Source organism: Synergistaceae bacterium (genome assembly GCA_017450125.1).
GTDB lineage: Bacteria > Synergistota > Synergistia > Synergistales > Aminobacteriaceae > JAFUXM01.
In genome coordinates this window covers 48,104-67,077 of the sequence record JAFSWZ010000010.1, presented here as the reverse complement: position 1 = coordinate 67,077, position 18,974 = coordinate 48,104, and the positions used below count along the sequence as shown (strand labels likewise).

The following is an 18,974-nucleotide window of genomic DNA, read 5'->3' as shown; positions in this document are numbered from 1 at the left end:
ATTCCCTATTCTACAGCAAAAGGAGGCACACACTATGAGGCTCGACAAATTCCTTAAGCTCGCCCGCCTCGTCAAACGCCGCACTGTCGCCCAAGAAATGATAGAGCTCGGCGCAGTCCGTCTCGACGGCCGGGAGTGCAAACCTTCCGCCGAAGTCCGCGAAGGCAGCATCATCGAGATTGCCTACATCAACCGCGTCCTGAAGGTCAAGGTACTCATCGCCGATGAAGCGATACTCAAACGCCCAAAAGTCATTTCGTGGGAGCAGCTCGAAGAAAGGCCTGTTAAGCCCGACGAAAAACCGTTTTAATTTTTCGCCATAACACTTTATAATTACACATACCCAAATTCTTGACAGGAGGAAAATTTTTCATGGCATCTATTATCGGAATTCATGGCCGCGAAATCCTTGACTCACGCGGAAATCCCACCGTTGAAGTTGACGTTTACCTCGAGGACGGCTCACTTGGCCGCGCCGCTGTCCCCTCAGGAGCATCAACGGGCGTTCACGAGGCGTTAGAGCTTCGCGACAAGGAAGCACGTTACGGCGGAAAAGGCACCCAGCACGCAGTCGACAACGTCAACGAGAAGATAGCCCCCGAGATTCTCGGAATGGACGCAGACGATCAGGGTTCGCTTGACCGCGCAATGATCGCTCTCGACGGCACGGACGGCAAGTCCAATCTCGGCGCAAACGCAATTCTTGGCGTGTCAATGGCAGCAGCAAGGGCAGCCGCACAGTCTCACGGCGTAGAACTCTATCAGTGGCTCGGCGGAATCGGCGGGTATCTCCTTCCCACACCCATGATGAACGTCATCAACGGCGGAGCTCACGCAGACTCCACAGTCGACTTCCAGGAGTTCATGATTGTCCCGCACAACGCACCCAGCTTCAAGGAAGCCCTCAGAATGGGCGCAGAGACCTACCACGCGCTGAAGTCCTGCGTAAAGGGGCGCGGATACTCGACGGGCGTAGGCGACGAAGGCGGATTTGCCCCCAACCTTAAGGACAACCGCGAGGCTCTTGACCTTCTCATGGAAGCCATCAACAAGGCAGGGTACACGCCCGGCAAAGATGTCAGCTTCGCGCTTGACGTTGCGTCGTCAGAGTTCTTCGACACCGAGAAGAACAAGTACGTGTTCACCAAGAGCGGCGGTGCAGAGTACACCTCAGCCGAGCTCGTGAAGATGTACGAGGACCTCGCGGCAAATTACCCGCTGATCTCCATCGAGGACGGATGCGCTGAGGACGACTGGGAAGGCTGGGCGGCACTCACTGCGGCACTCGGCGGAAAGATTCAGCTTGTCGGCGATGACCTGTTCGTTACCAACCCCAAGATTCTCGAGCGCGGAATCACTCAGGGCGTGGCAAATGCAGTCCTCGTTAAGCTGAACCAGATCGGCACAGTCAGCGAGACCCTGCAGGTCATCCAGATGGCCAACGACGCGGGCTATGCGGCCGTAGTGTCCCACAGGAGCGGCGAGACTGCAGACTCCTTCATCGCAGACCTCTCCGTCGCAACACGTGCAGGACAGATTAAGACGGGAAGCATCGCGCGTACCGACAGAATCGCGAAGTACAACCAGCTCATCAGGATTGAGGAAGAGCTCGGAGACACAGCGCGTTATGCCGGCCTCAAGAGATATTCCCCGATGTGGAAGAAGTAGGTCATCATGGCATTTGCAGACCCCGAAATCATCCTCGAGCAGGCAGAGGTCAGGCAGGTAGTTTCCACAAAGGAAGCTCCTGCCGCCATCGGCCCTTACTCTCAGGCAATCAAGGCCGGAGAGTTTCTCTATGTATCGGGTCAGATTCCTGTTGACCCGGCAACCGGCAATGTCCCTTCAGCAATCGCAGACCAGGCCCGGCAGTCCCTCGAGAACCTTAAGGCAATCGTTCTTGCGGCAGGGTACACGCTCTCTGATGTCGTCAAGACAACTGTATTTGCGGCGGACATAGCCAACTTTGCGGAGATTAATGGTGTGTACGCAGAGTATTTCAGCCATGATGCACCTGCAAGGTCATTCGTGGCGGTGAAGGATCTTCCGAAGGGTGTCGGCCTCGAGATTGAGGCTGTAGCCTGGAGAAAGAAGCAGTAACTTTTTGGAGGTAATGTTTTAGACATGGCAGAAACAACAACAGCGGTATCGCCTTGCGGAGGGAGTGCACCCTCAGGCTCGGGCGGTGCAGGTGCAGGAGAAGGAGCAGCCCAGCAGGGCGGACTTATGGGGATGCTCTTTCCCCTTGCTATATTCGTGCTTATCTTCTACTTCTTCATCATAAGGCCGCAGAGGAAGCGCGACAAACAGCAGAAGAACATGATAGACAGCATCGCGCGCGGAGACCAGATCATCACGATAGGCGGCTTCTTCGGGACAGTCCGTGAAGTGCGTGATGACTCGTTCCAGATTGAGATTGCTGAAGGCGTGCGCGTAACTATCCTGAAGTCAGCAGTTCAGGGCAAGCGTGCTGCTGCAAAGACGGAGGCAGCATCTTAATGAACCGTACGGACAGATTTCGCTTCTGGCTGGTAATTATCGTAATCGCGGCAGCAGGATGCTTCGCGTACTTCGAGAAGGACAGCCTGAATCTCGGTCTTGACCTCAAGGGCGGAGCTCACATAGTCCTTCAGGCAAAGGCAACGCCGGAAGCCCCCCTCCGCGATGACAGCATAGACAGGCTTCTTGCGGTACTGCGCAACAGAATCGACCAGTACGGAGTTGCTGAACCCATCATCCAGAAGTCGGGCTCGGACAGAATCATAGTTGACCTTCCCGGCATTCAGGACCCTGCGGCGGCACTCGAACTCATCGGACGCACTGCGCAGATGGATTTCCGCGAAGTAATAGACCAGACGGGAATGGCAACACCTCCCGCACCTGTAAGGAGCAATTACGACAGCGACATACAGTTTGTGAACGCTCAGGAACGGTGGAAGCAGGCAGTCGAGCAGATAAGCAACGCCAGCGCAGACCTCGTCGCGAAGGTTGCGGCCAATCCCGGCTCAATCGTTGCACCCGCAGAGGAAGCCGGAAGGTTCTACCTGTTAGGGCCTGTGGTTCTCTCGGGAAAAGACCTCGTTAATGCAGAAGTTGCCCCCGACAATCTCGGCAGAATGGGCGTATCCCTCGAGTTCAACTCTGAGGGCGCAAGGCTCTTCGAGGAAGCTACGGCAAGAATGGTCGGCAAACAGCTGGCGATTGTGCTCGATAACGTAGTGATTTCAGCTCCCGTAGTTCAGGACAGAATCTCGGGAGGCAGGGCGCAGATTACCGGGCGTTTCACCAACGAGGAAGCCGCACGTCTCGCAATAATGCTGAAGGCCGGTGCACTTCCTGTTGCGGTAGAAATTGCCGAGAACAGGTCAGTAGGGCCGAGCTTGGGTGCTGACAGCATCAAGCAGGGACTCGAGGCAGGACTTTTCGGCGCGGCAATGGTGCTCGTGTTCATGCTCATCTATTACCAGTTCAGAGGACTTGCGGCGGACATCGCACTTGCTGTTACGGTACTTTTGATCTTCGCGGGGCTGATTGCCTTCAACGCAACCCTGACGCTTCCGGGCATCGCAGGTATCATCCTCACGCTCGGAATGGCAGTTGACGGAAACGTTCTCATCTACGAGCGCATTCGTGAGGAGCGCAACACCGGCAAGACACCGATGGCCGCACTGGACTCGGGCTTCCGCAAAGCACTCGTTACGATTCTGGACTCCAACATCACGACGCTGATTGCAGCACTGGTGCTGTTCTACTTCGGCTCGGGCTCGGTGAGAGGGTTCGGAGTAACTTTGTCGGTCGGACTTGTTGCGAGCGTTTTCGCTAACATAGTTGTAACCAGAGCGATACTTCAGCTTTTCGTGAAGAGAGGAGATGCCAGAAGATGAGCGCACTTAATCTGCATTTCGACTTCATGAGCCGCCGCAAACTTGCCCTGACAATCAGCCTTGTGTTCGTCATTGCAAGCATTATCCTTCTGCTCACGAAGGGGCTCAATCTCGGAATAGACTTCACCGGCGGAAACGTCATACAGGCAGAGTTCGAGAACAGGCCGGACATCACGAACGTCAGGCAGGTAATTTCGGGAGTAGTAGCGCGTGAAGCGATGATTCAGAATTTCGGCGAGAAGGGAATCATAATCCGTACCAACGAGGACACAGAGGAGAGCCGCGAAAACGTCGTGAAGGCTCTCAGTACAAACTACCCTGACATGAAGGTTACGGGCTTCGAGAAAGTCGGGCCGGTAGTCGGAGGGGAGCTTCGCCGCCAAGCAATAATCGGCGTGTCAATCGCTCTCGTGGCGATACTGATATACATAACACTGCGCTTCCAGTTCAGGTTTGCGGTTGTGAGCGTCATACCGCTGGTGCATGATGTCATCATCGCGCTGGGTTTCTTCAGCCTCACGCAGATGGAGATAGGTTCGTCGTTCATTGCGGCAATCCTCACGATTGTGGGTTACTCGCTGAACAACACGATAATCATTCTCGACCGTGTGCGCGAGAACTGGGGCACGTTGTCGCGTGAGGGCATCGTCAACCTCGTCAACAAGTCCCTGAACCAGACGCTGGGCAGAACCATCAACACCACGCTGACTACGTTGTTCCCTGTTATTGCGCTGTGCGTGTGGGGAGGGCCTGTGCTTCAGGCGTTCAGCTACGCAATGCTTGTGGGTATCATCGCGGGAACGTGGAGCTCTATGTTTGTGGCTACGGGGCTTCTCTGCGAGTGGTACGACAAGAGATAACGATTATTACCCCCCTTACGCAGGGGGGATTATTTTTTTCCGCTAGTTGCTGCAGAAGACTTCTCTGACTTCTTCCGTCTCGAGAAGTATGTTGCTCTGGTTAAAGACCTTCAATGCCTCGTCCATGATGCTCTTCACGGCTTCCGGCTCAATGTCCAGAAAGACACACACTAATGTGTTCTCGGTGTAAGTGGTATCGCTCTCTTTGTCGTACCAGAAACCCTGCGCGTGCTGGAAGGTTGCCCCTCCCGTGTACTTTTTCGCGATTAAGAACATGGCTTCCTTTGCTTCCTCGTAACCGAATACTTCCATGTTCGAGTCCTTGTCGTTGAGGCCGACATACATCGTATACTTCGTCTGCCTCTCAGAGCCGAAAATGTCTGCGCGATCCATTTCGCCGAAAACCAGCGCACCTGCCATCACAACGACAATAACATAGAGAATCAACAGCGGCTTGTTCTTCATGAGATACCGCCTCCTTTCGGCATTAATTATAATATTGTCGAGGTGATTTTATTGAAACATGTTGCAGTGTTATGCGGAGGAGACAGCAGAGAACGCGAGGTTTCCCTTCGGAGCGGCAAGGCAGTCTGCGACGCGCTGAATGAGGCGGGCTTCACCGCTGAGCTTTTCGACATCAGGAGTCTTGACGAGGCGGAGGACATCAGGGGCTTCGACGGAGCATTCATCGCGATGCACGGAGACTGGGGCGAAGACGGAGACCTTCAGGCACGGCTTGAGGAGATGGGGATACCCTACACGGGTTCAGGGCCAAGAGCAAGCGCGCTCGCGATGAACAAGGAACGTGCTCAGGCACTCTTTGCGCAGAACGGAATCCCTGTCCCCGAGAGCCTGACTTGGCCGGTGAGCCTTGAGGAAGTCATCACGAAACTCGGCAGTGATGTCGTCGTCAAGCCCTCTAGCGGAGGCAGTACCGTCGGGATAACGATAATTCACGGCGCAACTGACGAGCTCCTTCGTCAGGCGGCAGAGACAGCACGCGCGAGCTACGAAGGCGACGTGTTCATAGAGCGTTACATAGAGGGACGGGAACTCACCTGCGCAGTCTGGGAGCACGACGGCAGAACAGAAGCCCTCCCCGTAATCGAGATTGACCCGCACACGGGCTTCTACGACTACAAGAACAAGTACACCAAAGGCGCGACAGAATACCTTGTCCCCGCACCAATCACCACAGAAGAAGCGGCACACGTCAGCGAACTCGCGGTGAAGGCTCACGAGGTGCTGGGATGCTCGGGCTACAGCAGGGCGGATTTCCGCCTCACGCCGGAAGGTGAAGCCTACATCCTTGAGGTCAACACAGCTCCGGGAATGACCGCAACAAGCCTCGTCCCGAAAGCAGCAGGAGCAGTCGGAGTGAGTATGCCGGATTTCGTGAAGGCGATAATGAACATGGCATCGTGCGGCAAGGACTAAGAGATGATTATCTACTGAATTACACGTACATTTGAATTTATCCCAACGTGTTATAATTCAGGAAACAAAATTTTAGTACACACTCACATTTTTTCACGACAATATTTTTTCTGTACATCATATATATTTCTGAGGGGGTATAACCTTAATGATCAAACTCTACGATGAAGGTGTCTATCTCGTCAACGGCACAACGATAGTCCCCGAGAGCCAGGCTGGCGGCAAGTACGTCAAGGCCGACGCAAAGAAGGGCACGATCGCTTACGGCATCATGAAGTCGCACAATACGTCTGACGACATGGATCACCTGCGCATCAAGTTCGACGCAATGGCCAGCCACGACATCACGTTTGTCGGCATCATCCAGACTGCCAGAGCGTCAGGAATGAAGAAGTTCCCGCTTCCCTACGCAATGACCAACTGTCATAACTCGCTTTGCGCAGTCGGCGGAACAATCAACGACGACGACCACTATTTCGGTCTGAGTGCGGCCAAGAAGTACGGCGGAATTTACGTTCCTCCGCACATCGCAGTAATTCACCAGTTCATGCGCGAGATGTTTGCAGGCTGCGGCAAGATGATTCTGGGTTCGGACAGCCACACCCGCTACGGCGCGCTCGGCACGATGGCAATCGGTGAAGGCGGCGGCGAGCTCGTGAAGCAGCTCCTCGAGGACACATACGATGTCGCGTATCCCGGCGTTGTAGCAATCTACATGACCGGCAAGCCCGCACCGTTCGTCGGCCCGCATGACATCGCCCTCGCAATCGTCAAGGCAGTCTTCGAGAGCGGCTACGTCAAGAATAAGGTCATGGAGTTCGTAGGCCCTGGCGTGTCCTCAATGACGACGGACTACCGCAACGGCGTTGACGTAATGACCACCGAGACCACCTGCTTATCATCAGTGTGGAGGACGGACGACGACACAAAGGCGTTCCTTGCAGAGCACGGCAGAGCCGGAGACTACAAGGAGCTCAACCCTGCGGATGTCGCGTACTATGACGGATGCGTGGAGATCGACCTCTCCAAGATACGCCCGATGATCGCGCTTCCTTTCCACCCGTCAAACGCTTACACGATCGCTGAGTTCTACGAGAACATGAAGGACATTCTCGCGGACACAGAGAAGAGAGCGGCGAAGGTAGCAGGCGGACGCGCAACGTTCACGATGATGGACAAGATTACGCCCGACGGAAGGCTTCAGGTTCAGCAGGGAGTCATCGGCGGGTGCGCAGGCGGAAACTACACCAACGTTGTTGAGGCGGCACACGCACTGAAGGGCAAGTCCTGCGGCTTCGACGAGTTCTACCTGAGCGTTTACCCGTCCAGCCAGCCCGTGTTCGTTGACCTTGACCGCAAGGGCTTCCTCGCTGACCTCATGGATGCCGGCGCAATCATCAGGACGGCGTTCTGCGGACCGTGCTTCGGCGCAGGCGACACACCAGCCAACAACGCATTCTCCATCCGCCACACAACCCGCAACTTCCCGAACCGCGAAGGCTCAAAGCCCGGCAACGGCCAGATGTCAGCAGTGGCACTCATGGACGCACGCTCAATCGCGGCAACAGCGGCAAACGGCGGAAAGCTCACATCAGCTGAAGACCTCGACTGCTGGGGCGACATTCCTGCCTACCACTACGACGACAAGGCCTACAAGTCCAGAGTGTACTGGGGCTTCGGCAAGGCTAACCCTGAGTCGCCGATGCGTTTCGGCCCGAACATCAAGGACTGGCCGGAGCAGGAGCCTCTCGCGGAGAATATCCTTCTGCGCGTAGTGTCCAAGATTCTCGACGAAGTTACGACGACCGACGAGCTTATTCCGTCCGGCGAAACCAGCTCCTACCGTTCGAACCCGCTCGGACTTGCAGAGTTCACGCTCTCGCGCAGAGACCCCGAGTACGTCGGCAGGGCAAAGGAAGTCCAGAAGATTGAGTACGAGAGGCTGAAGGGTATCAGCCCGGCTCATGGCGAACTTGCGGAAGTCTACGCGGCCATAAAGACGATACCCGGACAGGAAGGCGTTGACCCGATGACGATCGAGTTCGGCTCGACGATTTACGCCAACAAGCCCGGCGACGGCTCGGCACGTGAGCAGGCGGCAAGCTGCCAGCGCGTTCTTGGAGCACTCGCCAACATCACGCAGGAGTACGCCACGAAGCGTTACCGCTCGAACTGCATGAACTGGGGAATGATACCGTTCCACCTCAAGGGACAGCCTGACTTCGAGGTCGGAGATTACGTGTACGTTCCCGGCATCAGGACGGCACTCGACAACAACGCGCTCGAGAGCATCAAGGCGTACGTCATCAAGGGCGGCAAGGTGTTCGAGGCAGAGCTGTACATCCAGCCTATGACCGAGAATGAGAGAACCATCGTCAAGGCCGGCTGCCTGATCAACTTCAACCGCAACGGCAAGAAGTAACTTTAGCGGCAGCACCTGCCCCCTGATCCGTTCGGGGGGCGTTTCACCAACACATAAATTCTGAAGGGAGACACGATTCATCATGGGCAAGATAAAAATGGCCAACCCCATCGTTGAGATGGACGGCGACGAAATGACCCGCGTACTGTGGCAGATCATCAAGGACGACCTCCTTCTGCCGTTCGTTGAGCTTAACATGGAGTACTACGATCTCGGCCTGCCGAAGAGAGACGAGACGCGCGACAAAATCACTTGGGAAGCCGCAGAGGCCATCAAGAAGCATCACGTCGGCGTAAAGTGCGCAACCATCACCCCCAACAAGCAGAGAGTCGAGGAGTATAACCTCCACGAGATGTGGAAGTCCCCCAACGGCACGATCCGTGCAGTGCTTGACGGGACAGTCTTCCGCGCACCGATCCTCACGAGCGTAATCAAGCCGGTCGTCAAGAACTGGAAGAAGCCCATCACGATTGCGCGTCATGCATACGGCGACGTGTACAGGGGAACAGAGTTCCGCGTACCCGAACCCGGCAAGGCTGAGCTTCTCTTCACGGGCAAGAACGGGACGACTTTCCGCGAGACAGTCTACGAGTACGAGTGCCCCGGCGTTCTTCAGGCAATGTACAACAAGGACACCTCGATAGAGTCATTCGCACGTTCGTGCTTTGAGTACGCGCTCTCGACGAAGCAGGACATCTGGTTTGCGACGAAGGACACAATCTCCAAGCAGTACGACCAGACCTTCAAGCTGCGTTTCCAAGCAATCTTTGACGCAGAGTATGCCGAGAGGTTCAAGGCGGCAGGAATCACCTACTTCTACACGCTGATTGACGACGCAGTAGCAAGGGTCATGCGTTCAGAGGGCGGCTTCATCTGGGCGTGCAAGAACTACGACGGCGACGTTATGAGCGACATGGTCAGCACGGCTTTCGGCTCGCTGGCAATGATGACCTCCGTACTTGTCTCGCCCGACGGGAACTTCGAGTACGAGGCGGCACACGGAACAGTAACGAAGCACTATTACCGTTACCGCGACGAGGGCAAGATGACTTCAACGAACCCTGTCGCAACGATCTTCGCGTGGAGCGGAGCACTCAGGAAGCGCGGCGAGCTTGACGGCAACGCAGAGCTTGTAGACTTCGCGGACAGGCTCGAGAAGGCCACCATCAGCACCATTGAGGGCGGCGTAATGACTAAGGACTTGTCCGGCCTGTGCGAGGGCGTAGTTCCTCAGGTTGTGGACAGCAAGCAGTTTATCCAGGCAATCGCGGCGAAGCTGTAGAAACTGGTATAATTCAGCCCGCAGGACTCATCGAGGGTCTTGCGGGTTAATTTTTTGGAGGTGTAATCATGGAAGAACGCGTAACATCACGCATCGACTGGAGCCGTGCTCCGGCGGACACTCCTGTGTGCAAGGATAGGGGAGTTTACCTTCGGGACATCGTACAGAGCATTCTTGACGGCTACGAGACTCCCAGCGAAGTAATGCAGGTTCTCGGCCTCACCGACGAGGACGAAGGCTATGAGGAAATCCCCGCGATAATGGACATCTTCGTGCCCGTCATCAACGCGTGGAAGTCAGGTTCTTGCGGGATGGGCTGTGCAGGGTGCTCCGGCTCATGCGGAGGCTAACAGCCGTTGTTGTTCTGCTGCTGGTCTTGGCCGGGAGTGCTTGGGCAGGCGAGATGAGGATCATCATTGCGGCGAATGGCAGAAATCTCTACGCTACTCTTGAGGACAACGTGGCCTCGAGGTCTCTCTATGAGATGATGCCGTTTACCGTGAAGATGAAAGACCTATACGAGCGCGAGATGTGCTTCTTCATGCCCGGCAAGCTCCCCGAGACAAAGCAGACCGCGACGAACTACAGCGTAGGGGACATCATCTACTGGCCGCCGAGAAGGTGTCTGGTGATTCTCTACAAGCAGAACGGCGAACGTTTCAGGCGGCAGCATCTCGGGCACATTGACGCAGGAGCGGAGATGTTCGCTTCGACGGGCGACACGGACGTAACTTTCGCACCGGCGGAATAGAGGCCAGCGATGAGCGCAAAAATTTTCGCATATTCCAACGCTGAAGACCTGTCGGGGATACTCTCCGGCCTCGAGAGGGACAGCTACACGCACATAATCATCCCTTCACGAAAAGACAAATTCTTCATCAGCGAGCCCGACGCGTGGACGTGGAATGACCTCTACGAAGCCGTCAGCAAGGAATCCCGGCGCGGAATGTTCTCTCCGCCGGATCACCTTCTGATTCTCGGCTCAATCCTCGAAGGCGTAATCCCCAAGTACAAAGCCAAGCTCGACGCACTGCCCGGAATACGCAGGCCGGGCTTCCTTCTTGTGCTTTCGCGGGATGTCAGGGAGCTCCTCAACGAGGCGGTATCCCCCGAAAAGCTCACTCACAACCCCGACAGCGACAAACCCGAAGAATTTCTCCTGCCGGAAGTTTATTCGCACTATATCGAGTACCTTGACGCTCACCGTCTAATCGACAGCGCGCAGGTGTGCACCGCGACAGTTGAGGCCTTGCGGGCTAATCAGTCGTGGGGAAAAGATTACGTGATGGTGTTCACGGGCTTCCTGTCCTTCAACCACAGCCAGCTTGAGCTTGTGCGTGCTCTTGAGGACAGGTGCAGGGAAGTAATCATCATCAAGCCTGAAGCCGGGCTGGAAGGTTTCGGCGACGCGGCCTCGCAGTTCGGGCAGAGGGTAAAAGCTGCTCCGTCGTCAGGACGAGTGCTCGAGCTCAACATCACTGAGCCCGGGCTTGAAGCCGAGATGATTGCGCGTACGCTGGCCTTGTGGTCTGCGGGCGAGAAGCCGGAGATGGGAGAATTTCCGGGCTTTGACGCGATAGGCATGATGCTAAAGGACGGCAGGGAGGACTCGTTTGCGCAGGCTTTCGCGAGGTACGGGATACCGTATGACTTCATGAGCGGCATTCCCATAAGCCAGACGCTGCCGGGCAAGGTCTTGGCCTCAGTCTACGGCCTGCACACGAGGAGCTTCCCGACGTACGACACCGCGATGCTGCTCACTCAGCCGTGCTTTGCGGGCTCTGGCTTCCCCGCACTAGAAGCGTTCAGGGACGGACGTACCGGCCTCAACAACTGGGAGGAGTATTTAGCGGGAGGTACAGGCGAGGTGTTCGCTGACGCACTGAAGGCGATGCAGAATATACGGAAATTCTGCGAGGTCTTCAGCAAGAAGCACACTCCCAGCAAAATCATGGCAATGTTCCGCGACTTCCTGAACACGTGGCTTGAACGCAAGGACAGGACAGCGGACTTACCCGAGCTCGACGAGGCAGTCCGGCAGACAGCGAGTGCGATAGAGACCGTCAGGCACAAAGCCTTGACGCTCGACGAACTTTCGCCGGATCTCGGGCCGGTGCTTGACCTCAGGCTCAGCGGCGAGGAGGCGTACAGCTTCCTTGAGACGTGGTGCAGGAACACCAACACCCGCGCTCCTATCCAGACGGCAAACAGCGTGAGAATCTTCACCGGACAGCCGCCGGTCTTGGCCTCGTTCCCGGTCTGGATAATGACGGGCGTAACGATGCGCGAATACTCCGGCAACATGCAGGCATCGCCTCTTCTGGGCACGGAGGAGCGCATCAAGCTCACCGGCATGAACGTTTACCTTCCCACGCTGAACGACAAGGCACAGCAGAAGGAGGCAGTGTTCAGGAGGCTTGTGCACACGGGCGAAAACCTGACGATAATCTCACGGCCTCTGCTTGACGACGAAGGACGGCCGGTCTCAGAGTCCCCGTTCATGCAGAGGTTCAGGGACGAGATGACGGGCTGGAAGGTGGAGAGTTTACCTGCGGAAGGAATCTCGATTCTGCTCGGCGGGGACGGCTTCACTTTCCCAGAGGTTGACGCAGGAGGCACAATCCAGCGCACACCGCCCGTAATCACGAAGGAGGCAAAGCATGTCGGAGCGAGCGACATCCGCGAACTTCTGCTCTGCCCGTTCCTGTGGTGGCAGAGGAGGCAGGCAGGAATCTACGAGCCGTCCTCAGAGCTAGCAAGTTCCGCAAAGTGGGGAGATCTCCTGCACAAGTACTGGGAGTGCGTCTGGAAGGCTTACCGCGAAGACATGAACGCTCCGGGCAGTGTCTTCAAAGATATAGCCGACAAGGAATGGCAGAGGCTGGAGAGCGTCGCGGAAGATTACGAGGATTTCCGCAGGCTCATTCACGATTTGCGGCTGAAGAGGAGGCTGTCTTCCGTGTATTGGCGTGCTGACAGGCTGAAGAGGCTTCAAATGGGCATACTTGACGGCCTTCACAAAGCGGGCTGGACGCACACTGAGATTCTGATTGAGAAGGAAGCGCACCTGAAGGAGGATTCTGATGGCGTTGCGTTCTTTGGACAGTGCGACAGGGTAGAGATTCTCAGGGCACCCGACGGCACTACTTCAGCCTTCATCGCTGACTACAAGACCGGCAAGGGCGAGAAATACGACGACAAAACCGCGATAGCTTCGTACTGGTGGAATAAAGACGGACGCAAGGAGTTCGCACGGGGGCTTCAGCTTTCGGTGTACGCGGCGATGTTCAAGAGTTGCAGCTTGGCGGGGGTGTACATTCTCGGCCTCGAGGACGGCAAAGTCTCCGGGACAATCGAGAAGTCTGCGCAGGCCGCCTTTAGCGAGTACGCGTCAAAGACGTTCGACGGCGACATAACAGCCCGCACTCTTGAGGGTGAATACGCAATGAAATGTGCGGTGAGGGTTCTGGAACGCGGAGAGTTCTCGCCTGAGTACAGCTGTGATCTGTGCCAGTGGTGCAAGGTCAAGAGCTTGTGCCGAAAAGGTGAGTTCAAGGGTGAAGTTATGGCGGACAGTGATTAGCTCCTGCCCGCTGTAACAGCTCACGCCTCCTCGAGCGCGCTCGTAACCGTGTAGCCCGCGTCGCGGATGAGTATGTCCTTCTTGAACAGTTCGAGGTCGTACTTCACCATTCGCCTGACGAGCTCGGGGAAAGTTACTTTCCTCTTCCAGCCTAAGACTCTTTCGGCCTTCGACGGATCGCCGAGCAGCAGGTCTACTTCCGTCGGGCGGAAATACTGCGGGTCAACAACCACAACCGCCTTGCCCGTGCGCGTGTCTATCCCCTTCTCGTCGACACCTTCGCCCTGCCACTCGAGCTCTATCCCCGCCTCGCGGAATGCCAGCGTCGCGAACTCCCTCACTGAGTGCGTCTCTCCAGTAGCTATCACGAAGTCATCAGGTTGGTCCTGCTGAAGAATCATCCACATTGCTTTGACGTAATCTTCTGCGTGCCCCCAGTCGCGTTTTGCGTTGAGGTTGCCGAGATACGTGCGCTCCTGAAGTCCCAGCGCGATACGTGCGGCGGCGCGGGTTATCTTGCGGGTAACGAACGTTTCTCCCCTCAGCTCCGACTCGTGATTGAACAGTATTCCGTTGCACGCGAACATCCCGTAGGCCTCGCGGTAGTTCACCGTTATCCAGTATGCATAGAGCTTAGCGACACCGTAAGGGCTTCTCGGGTAAAAGGGAGTCGTCTCCTTCTGGGGTGTCTCCTGAACCTTGCCGTAGAGTTCGCTCGTCGATGCCTGGTAGAACTTCGTGTGCTTCTCCAGACCCAGAATCTTTATTGCCTCGAGCAGGCGCAGAGTTCCCAGACCGTCAGAGTCTGCCGTGTATTCCGGCTCCTCGAACGACACCCGGACGTGGCTCTGTGCCGCGAGGTTGTAGACTTCGTCGGGCTGTATCGTCTGCATCATACGCACGAGGTTGCTGGAATCCGTCATGTCCCCGTAATGCAGGTAGAACATGTGCCCCTCGTCGTGAAGATCCTTGTAGAACTCGTCGATTCTTGCTGTGTTGAAGAGAGAGCTTCTGCGTTTGAGGCCGTGAACCTCGTAACCCTTTCTCAGCAGAAACGCTGTCAGGAATGCTCCGTCTTGGCCGGTTACTCCCGTGATTAGTGCTTTCTTCATGAGTGTGCCTCCTTATTTCCCTAACTTTTCATGCGCTTCGTCAACTATAGCATCAACATCGCAATTCTTGCTGTCATGTGAGCGGGACAGCCAGCACAGGAACTCTATATTACCTTCAGGCCCGCGTATCGGCGAGTGAGTGAGCCCAGCAACGCCGAAGCCCGAGCTCTCCTTCACGAACGCCAGAACCTCCCGCAGAACGTCGGCGTGAACTGCCTTGTCCCTCACAACCCCCCTAGAGATTCTCTCGCGCCCGGCCTCGAACTGCGGCTTTATGAGCACAACAGCATCACCCTCCGTTACGTCATCAATCACAGGGATTATCAGCTTCAAGGAGATGAACGACACATCGCACGAGGAGAACTCTACCCGCTCGGGAAAGTCCGAACGTGTGAGGTAGCGTGCGTTTGTCCTGTCCATGACTACGACCCGTGAATCGCTCGCCAGCCTCCACAGAAGCTGCCCGTAACCCACATCAATTGCGTAGACCTTCCGCGCACCGTTAGCCAGCAGTACATCCGTAAAACCTCCAGTTGATGCGCCGAAGTCAGCACACACCTTCCCTTCAACGTTGATGGGGAAAACCTTGAACGCACGCAAGAGCTTCTGCGCTCCTCTTCCTGCCCACTGGCGCACTCCTTCTACGGTGATAACTGCATCGCGCGGGAACATTGCGCCCGCCTTCGTGATAACCTGCCCGTTGACGCGGACATTTCCGGCCATGATTAATGCCTGAGCCCTGTTCCTCGTATCGGTGAGGCCAAGCTCAGGCAGTAACTTATCCAGACGTTCCTTATCCTTCATGATGAGGCAGGAACTTTTTGCACTGTGCTATCACGTTCTCGGGTGTGAGGCCGTACATTTCGCGCTGTTCCGACTGCGTGGCGTGTTTCACGCACACATCAGGCACTCCGAACCTCACGAGCCGTACTCCAGCGTTCGTCTCAGCAATCCTTGCCGCGACAGCCTCGCCCAGTCCTCCGGCCTCGTAACTCTCCTCGAGCACAGCAAGAAGGTTGTAGCGCGCAAGAATGTCGTCGAGTGCTTCAACGTCCAGCGGCTTCACACGTCTAACGTCATACACTGCAGGAACGCACAGCCCTTCACGTCCGGCCAAGCCTCTAGCTTCGATCATTGCAGGGACACTCGCACCGTTCCCCAGCATCGCCCATAAGCTGCCTTCGCTGAGCTTCAGGATTCCTCCGTCGCACACGGACGGGCTGAGGTTCTCGGAGGGGATTAACCCGCGCGGGTAACGTATCAGCGTCGGGCCGTTGTGAACTGAGGCCTTCAGCATAGCATCACGCAATGACGCTTCATCGCACGGAGCGTAAATCTCGAGGTTCGGCACTGCCCTTCCCCACGAGATGTCCAGCAGTCCCTGATGAGTATCACCGTCAGAGCCGGACAGCCCAGCACGGTCAACCATCAGGACGACAGGCAGATTCTGCAGGGCAATATCATGCATCAGCTGATCCATCGCGCGCTGTAAGAACGTCGAGTAGATGAACACCCAAGGGCGCATTCCTCCTGCGGCGAGCCCGGCGGCCATCGTCAGCATGTGGCTTTCCGCTATGCCCACGTCGAAGAACCTGCGGGGGAAATCACGCGCAAAATGTTCGAGCTTCACTCCCGTAATCATTGCGGCGGTCAGGCACACGATGCGTTCATCACGGCGCGCAATCTCTTCTGCCATATCGCTGGCGGCTTCGCTCCACGTCCGGCCCTTCGGCTCTCCGGCGGGAGAAAGCTGGTGATACTTCGTAGGGTCTGCCTCTGCTTCAGGTACTCCCTTGCCCTTCGTCGTGTTGAAGTGCAGAATCACAGGCCGGTAGTAGTTCTTGGCCAGCTCTAATATCTCCTCGATGTTCCTGATGTTGTGCCCGTCGAACGGCCCCCAGTACTTTATACCCATCTCATCAAAGACTGTTGACGGCTTGAACAGACTTCGAATGTGATTCCTGACTCCTTCAAGCCACTTCTTGAAGTCGTTGCTCGTCCGTCTGCGCAGCGCGTTCTTGATTCGCCTGTAGAAGGTATTTGCTGAGAGACGCGCCAGCATCGTCGAGAAGCCCCCTATGGGTTCGCTGATTGAGTGCTTGTTGTCGTTGAGGATGATAATCAGCTTTGTGTTCGTGTCCTGAACGTAATTCAGTGCCTCGAACGCAAGCCCGTTGATTAACGACGCATCCCCGATGAACGCCACAACATGCCGTTTCTCCCCAAGAAGGTCTCGCGCTTTGGCGTAACCCAGTGCCGCAGAAATCGACGTGCTGCTGTGCCCGGTGTTGAAGTGGTCGGCGGGACTCTCGCTCCTGCGCGGGAAACCCGCAATCCCGTCCTTCAGCCTCAACGTGCTGAATCTGTCGAACCTGTCAGTAAGAATCTTGTACGGGTAAGACTGATGCCCAACGTCAAAGATTATCCTGTCGTTGAACGGGTCGAACTTACGGAGCATTGCTATTGTCAGCTCGACGACTCCCAGCGACGAGCCGAGATGCCCGCCGTTCTTCTTCACGGTCTCTACAATAACTTCCCGCACCTCTTTAGCAAGCACGGGAAGCACGCTGTAATCCAGAGTGAGCAGGTTCTGTCGTGTGAAGCCTGGCGTTAGAATCTGCATATCACTCAAATCTTCGGAACTCATACGCCGCAAACTGTGCAATCAGCTGCAGCGAAGCAATCTGTGAACGGTCGAGCACTGCCCTTGCGCCCTGTCCTGCACCGAGCGCGATAATCCCCATAAGCGAATTGTCATCACACACAGGGAACACGTACGCGGCATTCTTCATGGCTTCCTTCCACGGACACCCGGCCAAGCCCCACGACTTGAACACAGAATCGGCGGACTTTGCGGAAATGTCGTACACCGTGTCGCTGACCTTCACCGCAGGTACGGGCCCGGTCGACGAAGGCAGAAGCGTCGTGTCCTCGCTGGCCTTTATGTGCCCAGTCCTGTGCTCGGCGATGGTGTAGCCCTTGCGCCCGGCGTTCCACGTCGAGAGAATGCACGTGCTCATGCGGGACTGTTCCGCGAAAATGTCAACAAGAAGCGAGCAGAATTTCTCCTTGCTCTCAGCTCCCTTGAGGACTTTAAGGACGTTCGACAGTGAAAGCACCGTAAATTCTCCGCTCGAGATGTTAGCTTCAGTCTGCTTCGACTGCGCGCGCAAGTTGTTGATGGCTATTGCCCGTACCGCGAGGTTGCCGAGAAGCTCGAGGAAGTTCATCATCTCGTCGTCAGGAAGGGTGTCCCACTGCATGAGGCAGAACAGACGGCAATCACCTTCCGCGACAGGCAGGAGGACTTCTGCGGGCTCGTACTTGCTCATGATTACGGGGTTGGGCGGAAGAATCTGCGACGCGTAAACTCCTTTGCGCTCGGGAATGCTGTCAGCTTTACCCTTGAAGACGGTCAGGTAGCTTCCTTCGTCCTTGAGGATAACGATTGATTTCGGGAAAAGGCTTTCCTGAAGCACGTCATTAAGGAACGACGCGAAATACTGTAACGGCATCGGCTCAAAGATTGACGCGAGGGTACTCTTTGTCGCCAGAATCATATAGGACAGGCGCGAGAGCTTCTTCTCCGTTGACGATATATTCTTGAACGTCTCCCACAGCCTCAGAAGCCCAGCATAAGGCTTCAGCTCGGCGAGAAGAGCATCAGGGTTGGCGGGCTTATCCTTGAGGAGGATATACACGTTCCAGTGCTCGCCCTTGACGTGAACAACTCCCGGCCAAGTTTTCGACGCGGCGGAGAACTCAAGTTCATAGGCTTCGTGGGCGATACCTTTAGGGAACAGGGCAGTAACGTCGTCCTTGAGGCTGAGGCTTTCGGGGACGAGGCCTGCCGCACCGATGACGCTCAGTCCTGCTGAGTCGTTGGGTTCGACAACAAGAGCCTTGATGCCCTTGCTGTTGAGGAGGTCAGTCAATAGCTGCAGAGCTCCTCCGTTCACAAGGAAGTCTATTCTATTCTGAAGTTCACTGATATTTTCGGACATGATACTAGGAAATACACCTCCGACGGTAAATTTTGGTCGTGTGAAAATTTTTTGGTCTGATTATTTTATCGCTTTTTCCCCTCAAAATCGTATAATATATCCATCAATTTACCAAACACGTAATTTTTCATGCACAATTTTTACAACTGAAGGGCTGGCGTTATATGTGATTGAAGTACATCGCTTGAACGGTGAGGCATTTCTGCTCAACTCCGACATGATAGAGACTATTGATGTAACGCCGGATACTGTACTGCGCCTTCTCAACGGACACCGCTACGTCGTCAAAGAGAAAGTGAAGGACGTGTACAGGAAGATTATTGCATTCAGGAAAGCGGCAGGGTACACGTGCATAATCGCCAACACTGCCGACGAAGCAAAGGAATAATA

18 protein-coding genes are annotated in these 18,974 nt (G+C 55.7%); 13 read left to right on the top strand and 5 right to left on the bottom strand.

Going from position 1 to position 18,974, the window contains the following annotated elements:
• The first annotated feature begins 34 nt into the window (after positions 1-34).
• The 6 genes from IJT02_01160 (at position 35) to secF (ending at position 4,744) form a co-directional block, all read left to right on the top strand.
• Complete coding sequence (locus IJT02_01160; protein MBQ7543532.1) at positions 35-310, top strand: RNA-binding S4 domain-containing protein; 276 nt, start codon at positions 35-37, stop codon at positions 308-310.
• A gap of 62 nt (positions 311-372) precedes the next feature.
• Complete coding sequence (eno, locus tag IJT02_01155; protein ID MBQ7543531.1) at positions 373-1,668, top strand: phosphopyruvate hydratase; 1,296 nt, start codon at positions 373-375, stop codon at positions 1,666-1,668.
• 6 nt (positions 1,669-1,674) lie between these two features.
• Entirely contained in the window at positions 1,675-2,100 is a 426-nt protein-coding gene (locus IJT02_01150) for a RidA family protein (GenBank protein ID MBQ7543530.1), read from the top strand.
• Between the two features lie 132 nt (positions 2,101-2,232).
• On the top strand, positions 2,233-2,499 hold the full coding sequence (gene yajC, locus IJT02_01145; protein MBQ7543529.1) for a preprotein translocase subunit YajC: 267 nt from the start codon (positions 2,233-2,235) through the stop codon (positions 2,497-2,499).
• Entirely contained in the window at positions 2,499-3,884 is a 1,386-nt protein-coding gene (gene secD, locus IJT02_01140; GenBank protein MBQ7543528.1) for a protein translocase subunit SecD, read from the top strand. Before yajC ends, secD begins: the two co-directional genes overlap by 1 nt.
• Positions 3,881-4,744, top strand: a complete 864-nt coding sequence (secF, locus tag IJT02_01135; GenBank protein MBQ7543527.1) for a protein translocase subunit SecF — start codon at positions 3,881-3,883, stop codon at positions 4,742-4,744. Before secD ends, secF begins: the two co-directional genes overlap by 4 nt.
• A gap of 42 nt (positions 4,745-4,786) precedes the next feature.
• Here the strand turns inward: secF and IJT02_01130 are convergent, their stop codons facing one another.
• The gene (locus tag IJT02_01130) at positions 4,787-5,209 is read right to left on the bottom strand and encodes a hypothetical protein (protein ID MBQ7543526.1); all 423 of its coding nucleotides are present in this window, start codon (positions 5,207-5,209) and stop codon (positions 4,787-4,789) included.
• A gap of 51 nt (positions 5,210-5,260) precedes the next feature.
• Between IJT02_01130 and IJT02_01125 the strand changes: the two genes are divergently transcribed.
• The 6 genes from IJT02_01125 to IJT02_01100 all read left to right on the top strand — a co-directional run bounded on the left by IJT02_01125 (position 5,261) and on the right by IJT02_01100 (position 13,468).
• Complete coding sequence (locus tag IJT02_01125) at positions 5,261-6,181, top strand: D-alanine--D-alanine ligase (protein ID MBQ7543525.1); 921 nt, start codon at positions 5,261-5,263, stop codon at positions 6,179-6,181.
• 148 nt (positions 6,182-6,329) lie between these two features.
• Entirely contained in the window at positions 6,330-8,603 is a 2,274-nt protein-coding gene (locus IJT02_01120) for a hydratase (GenBank protein ID MBQ7543524.1), read from the top strand.
• A gap of 82 nt (positions 8,604-8,685) precedes the next feature.
• Entirely contained in the window at positions 8,686-9,885 is a 1,200-nt protein-coding gene (locus IJT02_01115) for an NADP-dependent isocitrate dehydrogenase (GenBank protein MBQ7543523.1), read from the top strand.
• 68 nt (positions 9,886-9,953) lie between these two features.
• On the top strand, positions 9,954-10,235 hold the full coding sequence (locus IJT02_01110) for a hypothetical protein (GenBank protein MBQ7543522.1): 282 nt from the start codon (positions 9,954-9,956) through the stop codon (positions 10,233-10,235).
• On the top strand, positions 10,223-10,636 hold the full coding sequence (locus IJT02_01105; GenBank protein ID MBQ7543521.1) for a hypothetical protein: 414 nt from the start codon (positions 10,223-10,225) through the stop codon (positions 10,634-10,636). Before IJT02_01110 ends, IJT02_01105 begins: the two co-directional genes overlap by 13 nt.
• 9 nt (positions 10,637-10,645) lie before the next feature.
• Positions 10,646-13,468 carry a PD-(D/E)XK nuclease family protein gene (locus IJT02_01100; GenBank protein ID MBQ7543520.1) on the top strand — a complete coding sequence of 941 codons (2,823 nt, stop codon included), beginning with the start codon at positions 10,646-10,648 and terminating at the stop codon, positions 13,466-13,468.
• A gap of 20 nt (positions 13,469-13,488) precedes the next feature.
• Here IJT02_01100 and gmd read toward each other — a convergent pair whose 3' ends face one another.
• From gmd to IJT02_01080, 4 genes are read right to left on the bottom strand one after another with little or no spacing between them, the layout of a single operon-like run.
• Complete coding sequence (gmd, locus tag IJT02_01095; GenBank protein MBQ7543519.1) at positions 13,489-14,580, bottom strand: GDP-mannose 4,6-dehydratase; 1,092 nt, start codon at positions 14,578-14,580, stop codon at positions 13,489-13,491.
• A gap of 12 nt (positions 14,581-14,592) precedes the next feature.
• Positions 14,593-15,384: a TlyA family RNA methyltransferase gene (locus IJT02_01090; protein ID MBQ7543518.1), complete on the bottom strand. Its 792-nt coding sequence runs from the start codon at positions 15,382-15,384 to the stop codon at positions 14,593-14,595.
• Positions 15,374-17,227, bottom strand: a complete 1,854-nt coding sequence (locus IJT02_01085) for a 1-deoxy-D-xylulose-5-phosphate synthase (GenBank protein MBQ7543517.1) — start codon at positions 17,225-17,227, stop codon at positions 15,374-15,376. Before IJT02_01085 ends, IJT02_01090 begins: the two co-directional genes overlap by 11 nt.
• Complete coding sequence (locus IJT02_01080) at positions 17,205-18,515, bottom strand: hypothetical protein (protein MBQ7543516.1); 1,311 nt, start codon at positions 18,513-18,515, stop codon at positions 17,205-17,207. The genes IJT02_01085 and IJT02_01080 overlap by 23 nt, the downstream gene beginning before the upstream one ends.
• A gap of 235 nt (positions 18,516-18,750) precedes the next feature.
• Here IJT02_01080 and IJT02_01075 point away from each other — a divergent pair, with 235 nt between their 5' ends.
• Positions 18,751-18,972: a flagellar FlbD family protein gene (locus IJT02_01075; protein ID MBQ7543515.1), complete on the top strand. Its 222-nt coding sequence runs from the start codon at positions 18,751-18,753 to the stop codon at positions 18,970-18,972.
• Positions 18,973-18,974: the final 2 nt, after the last annotated feature.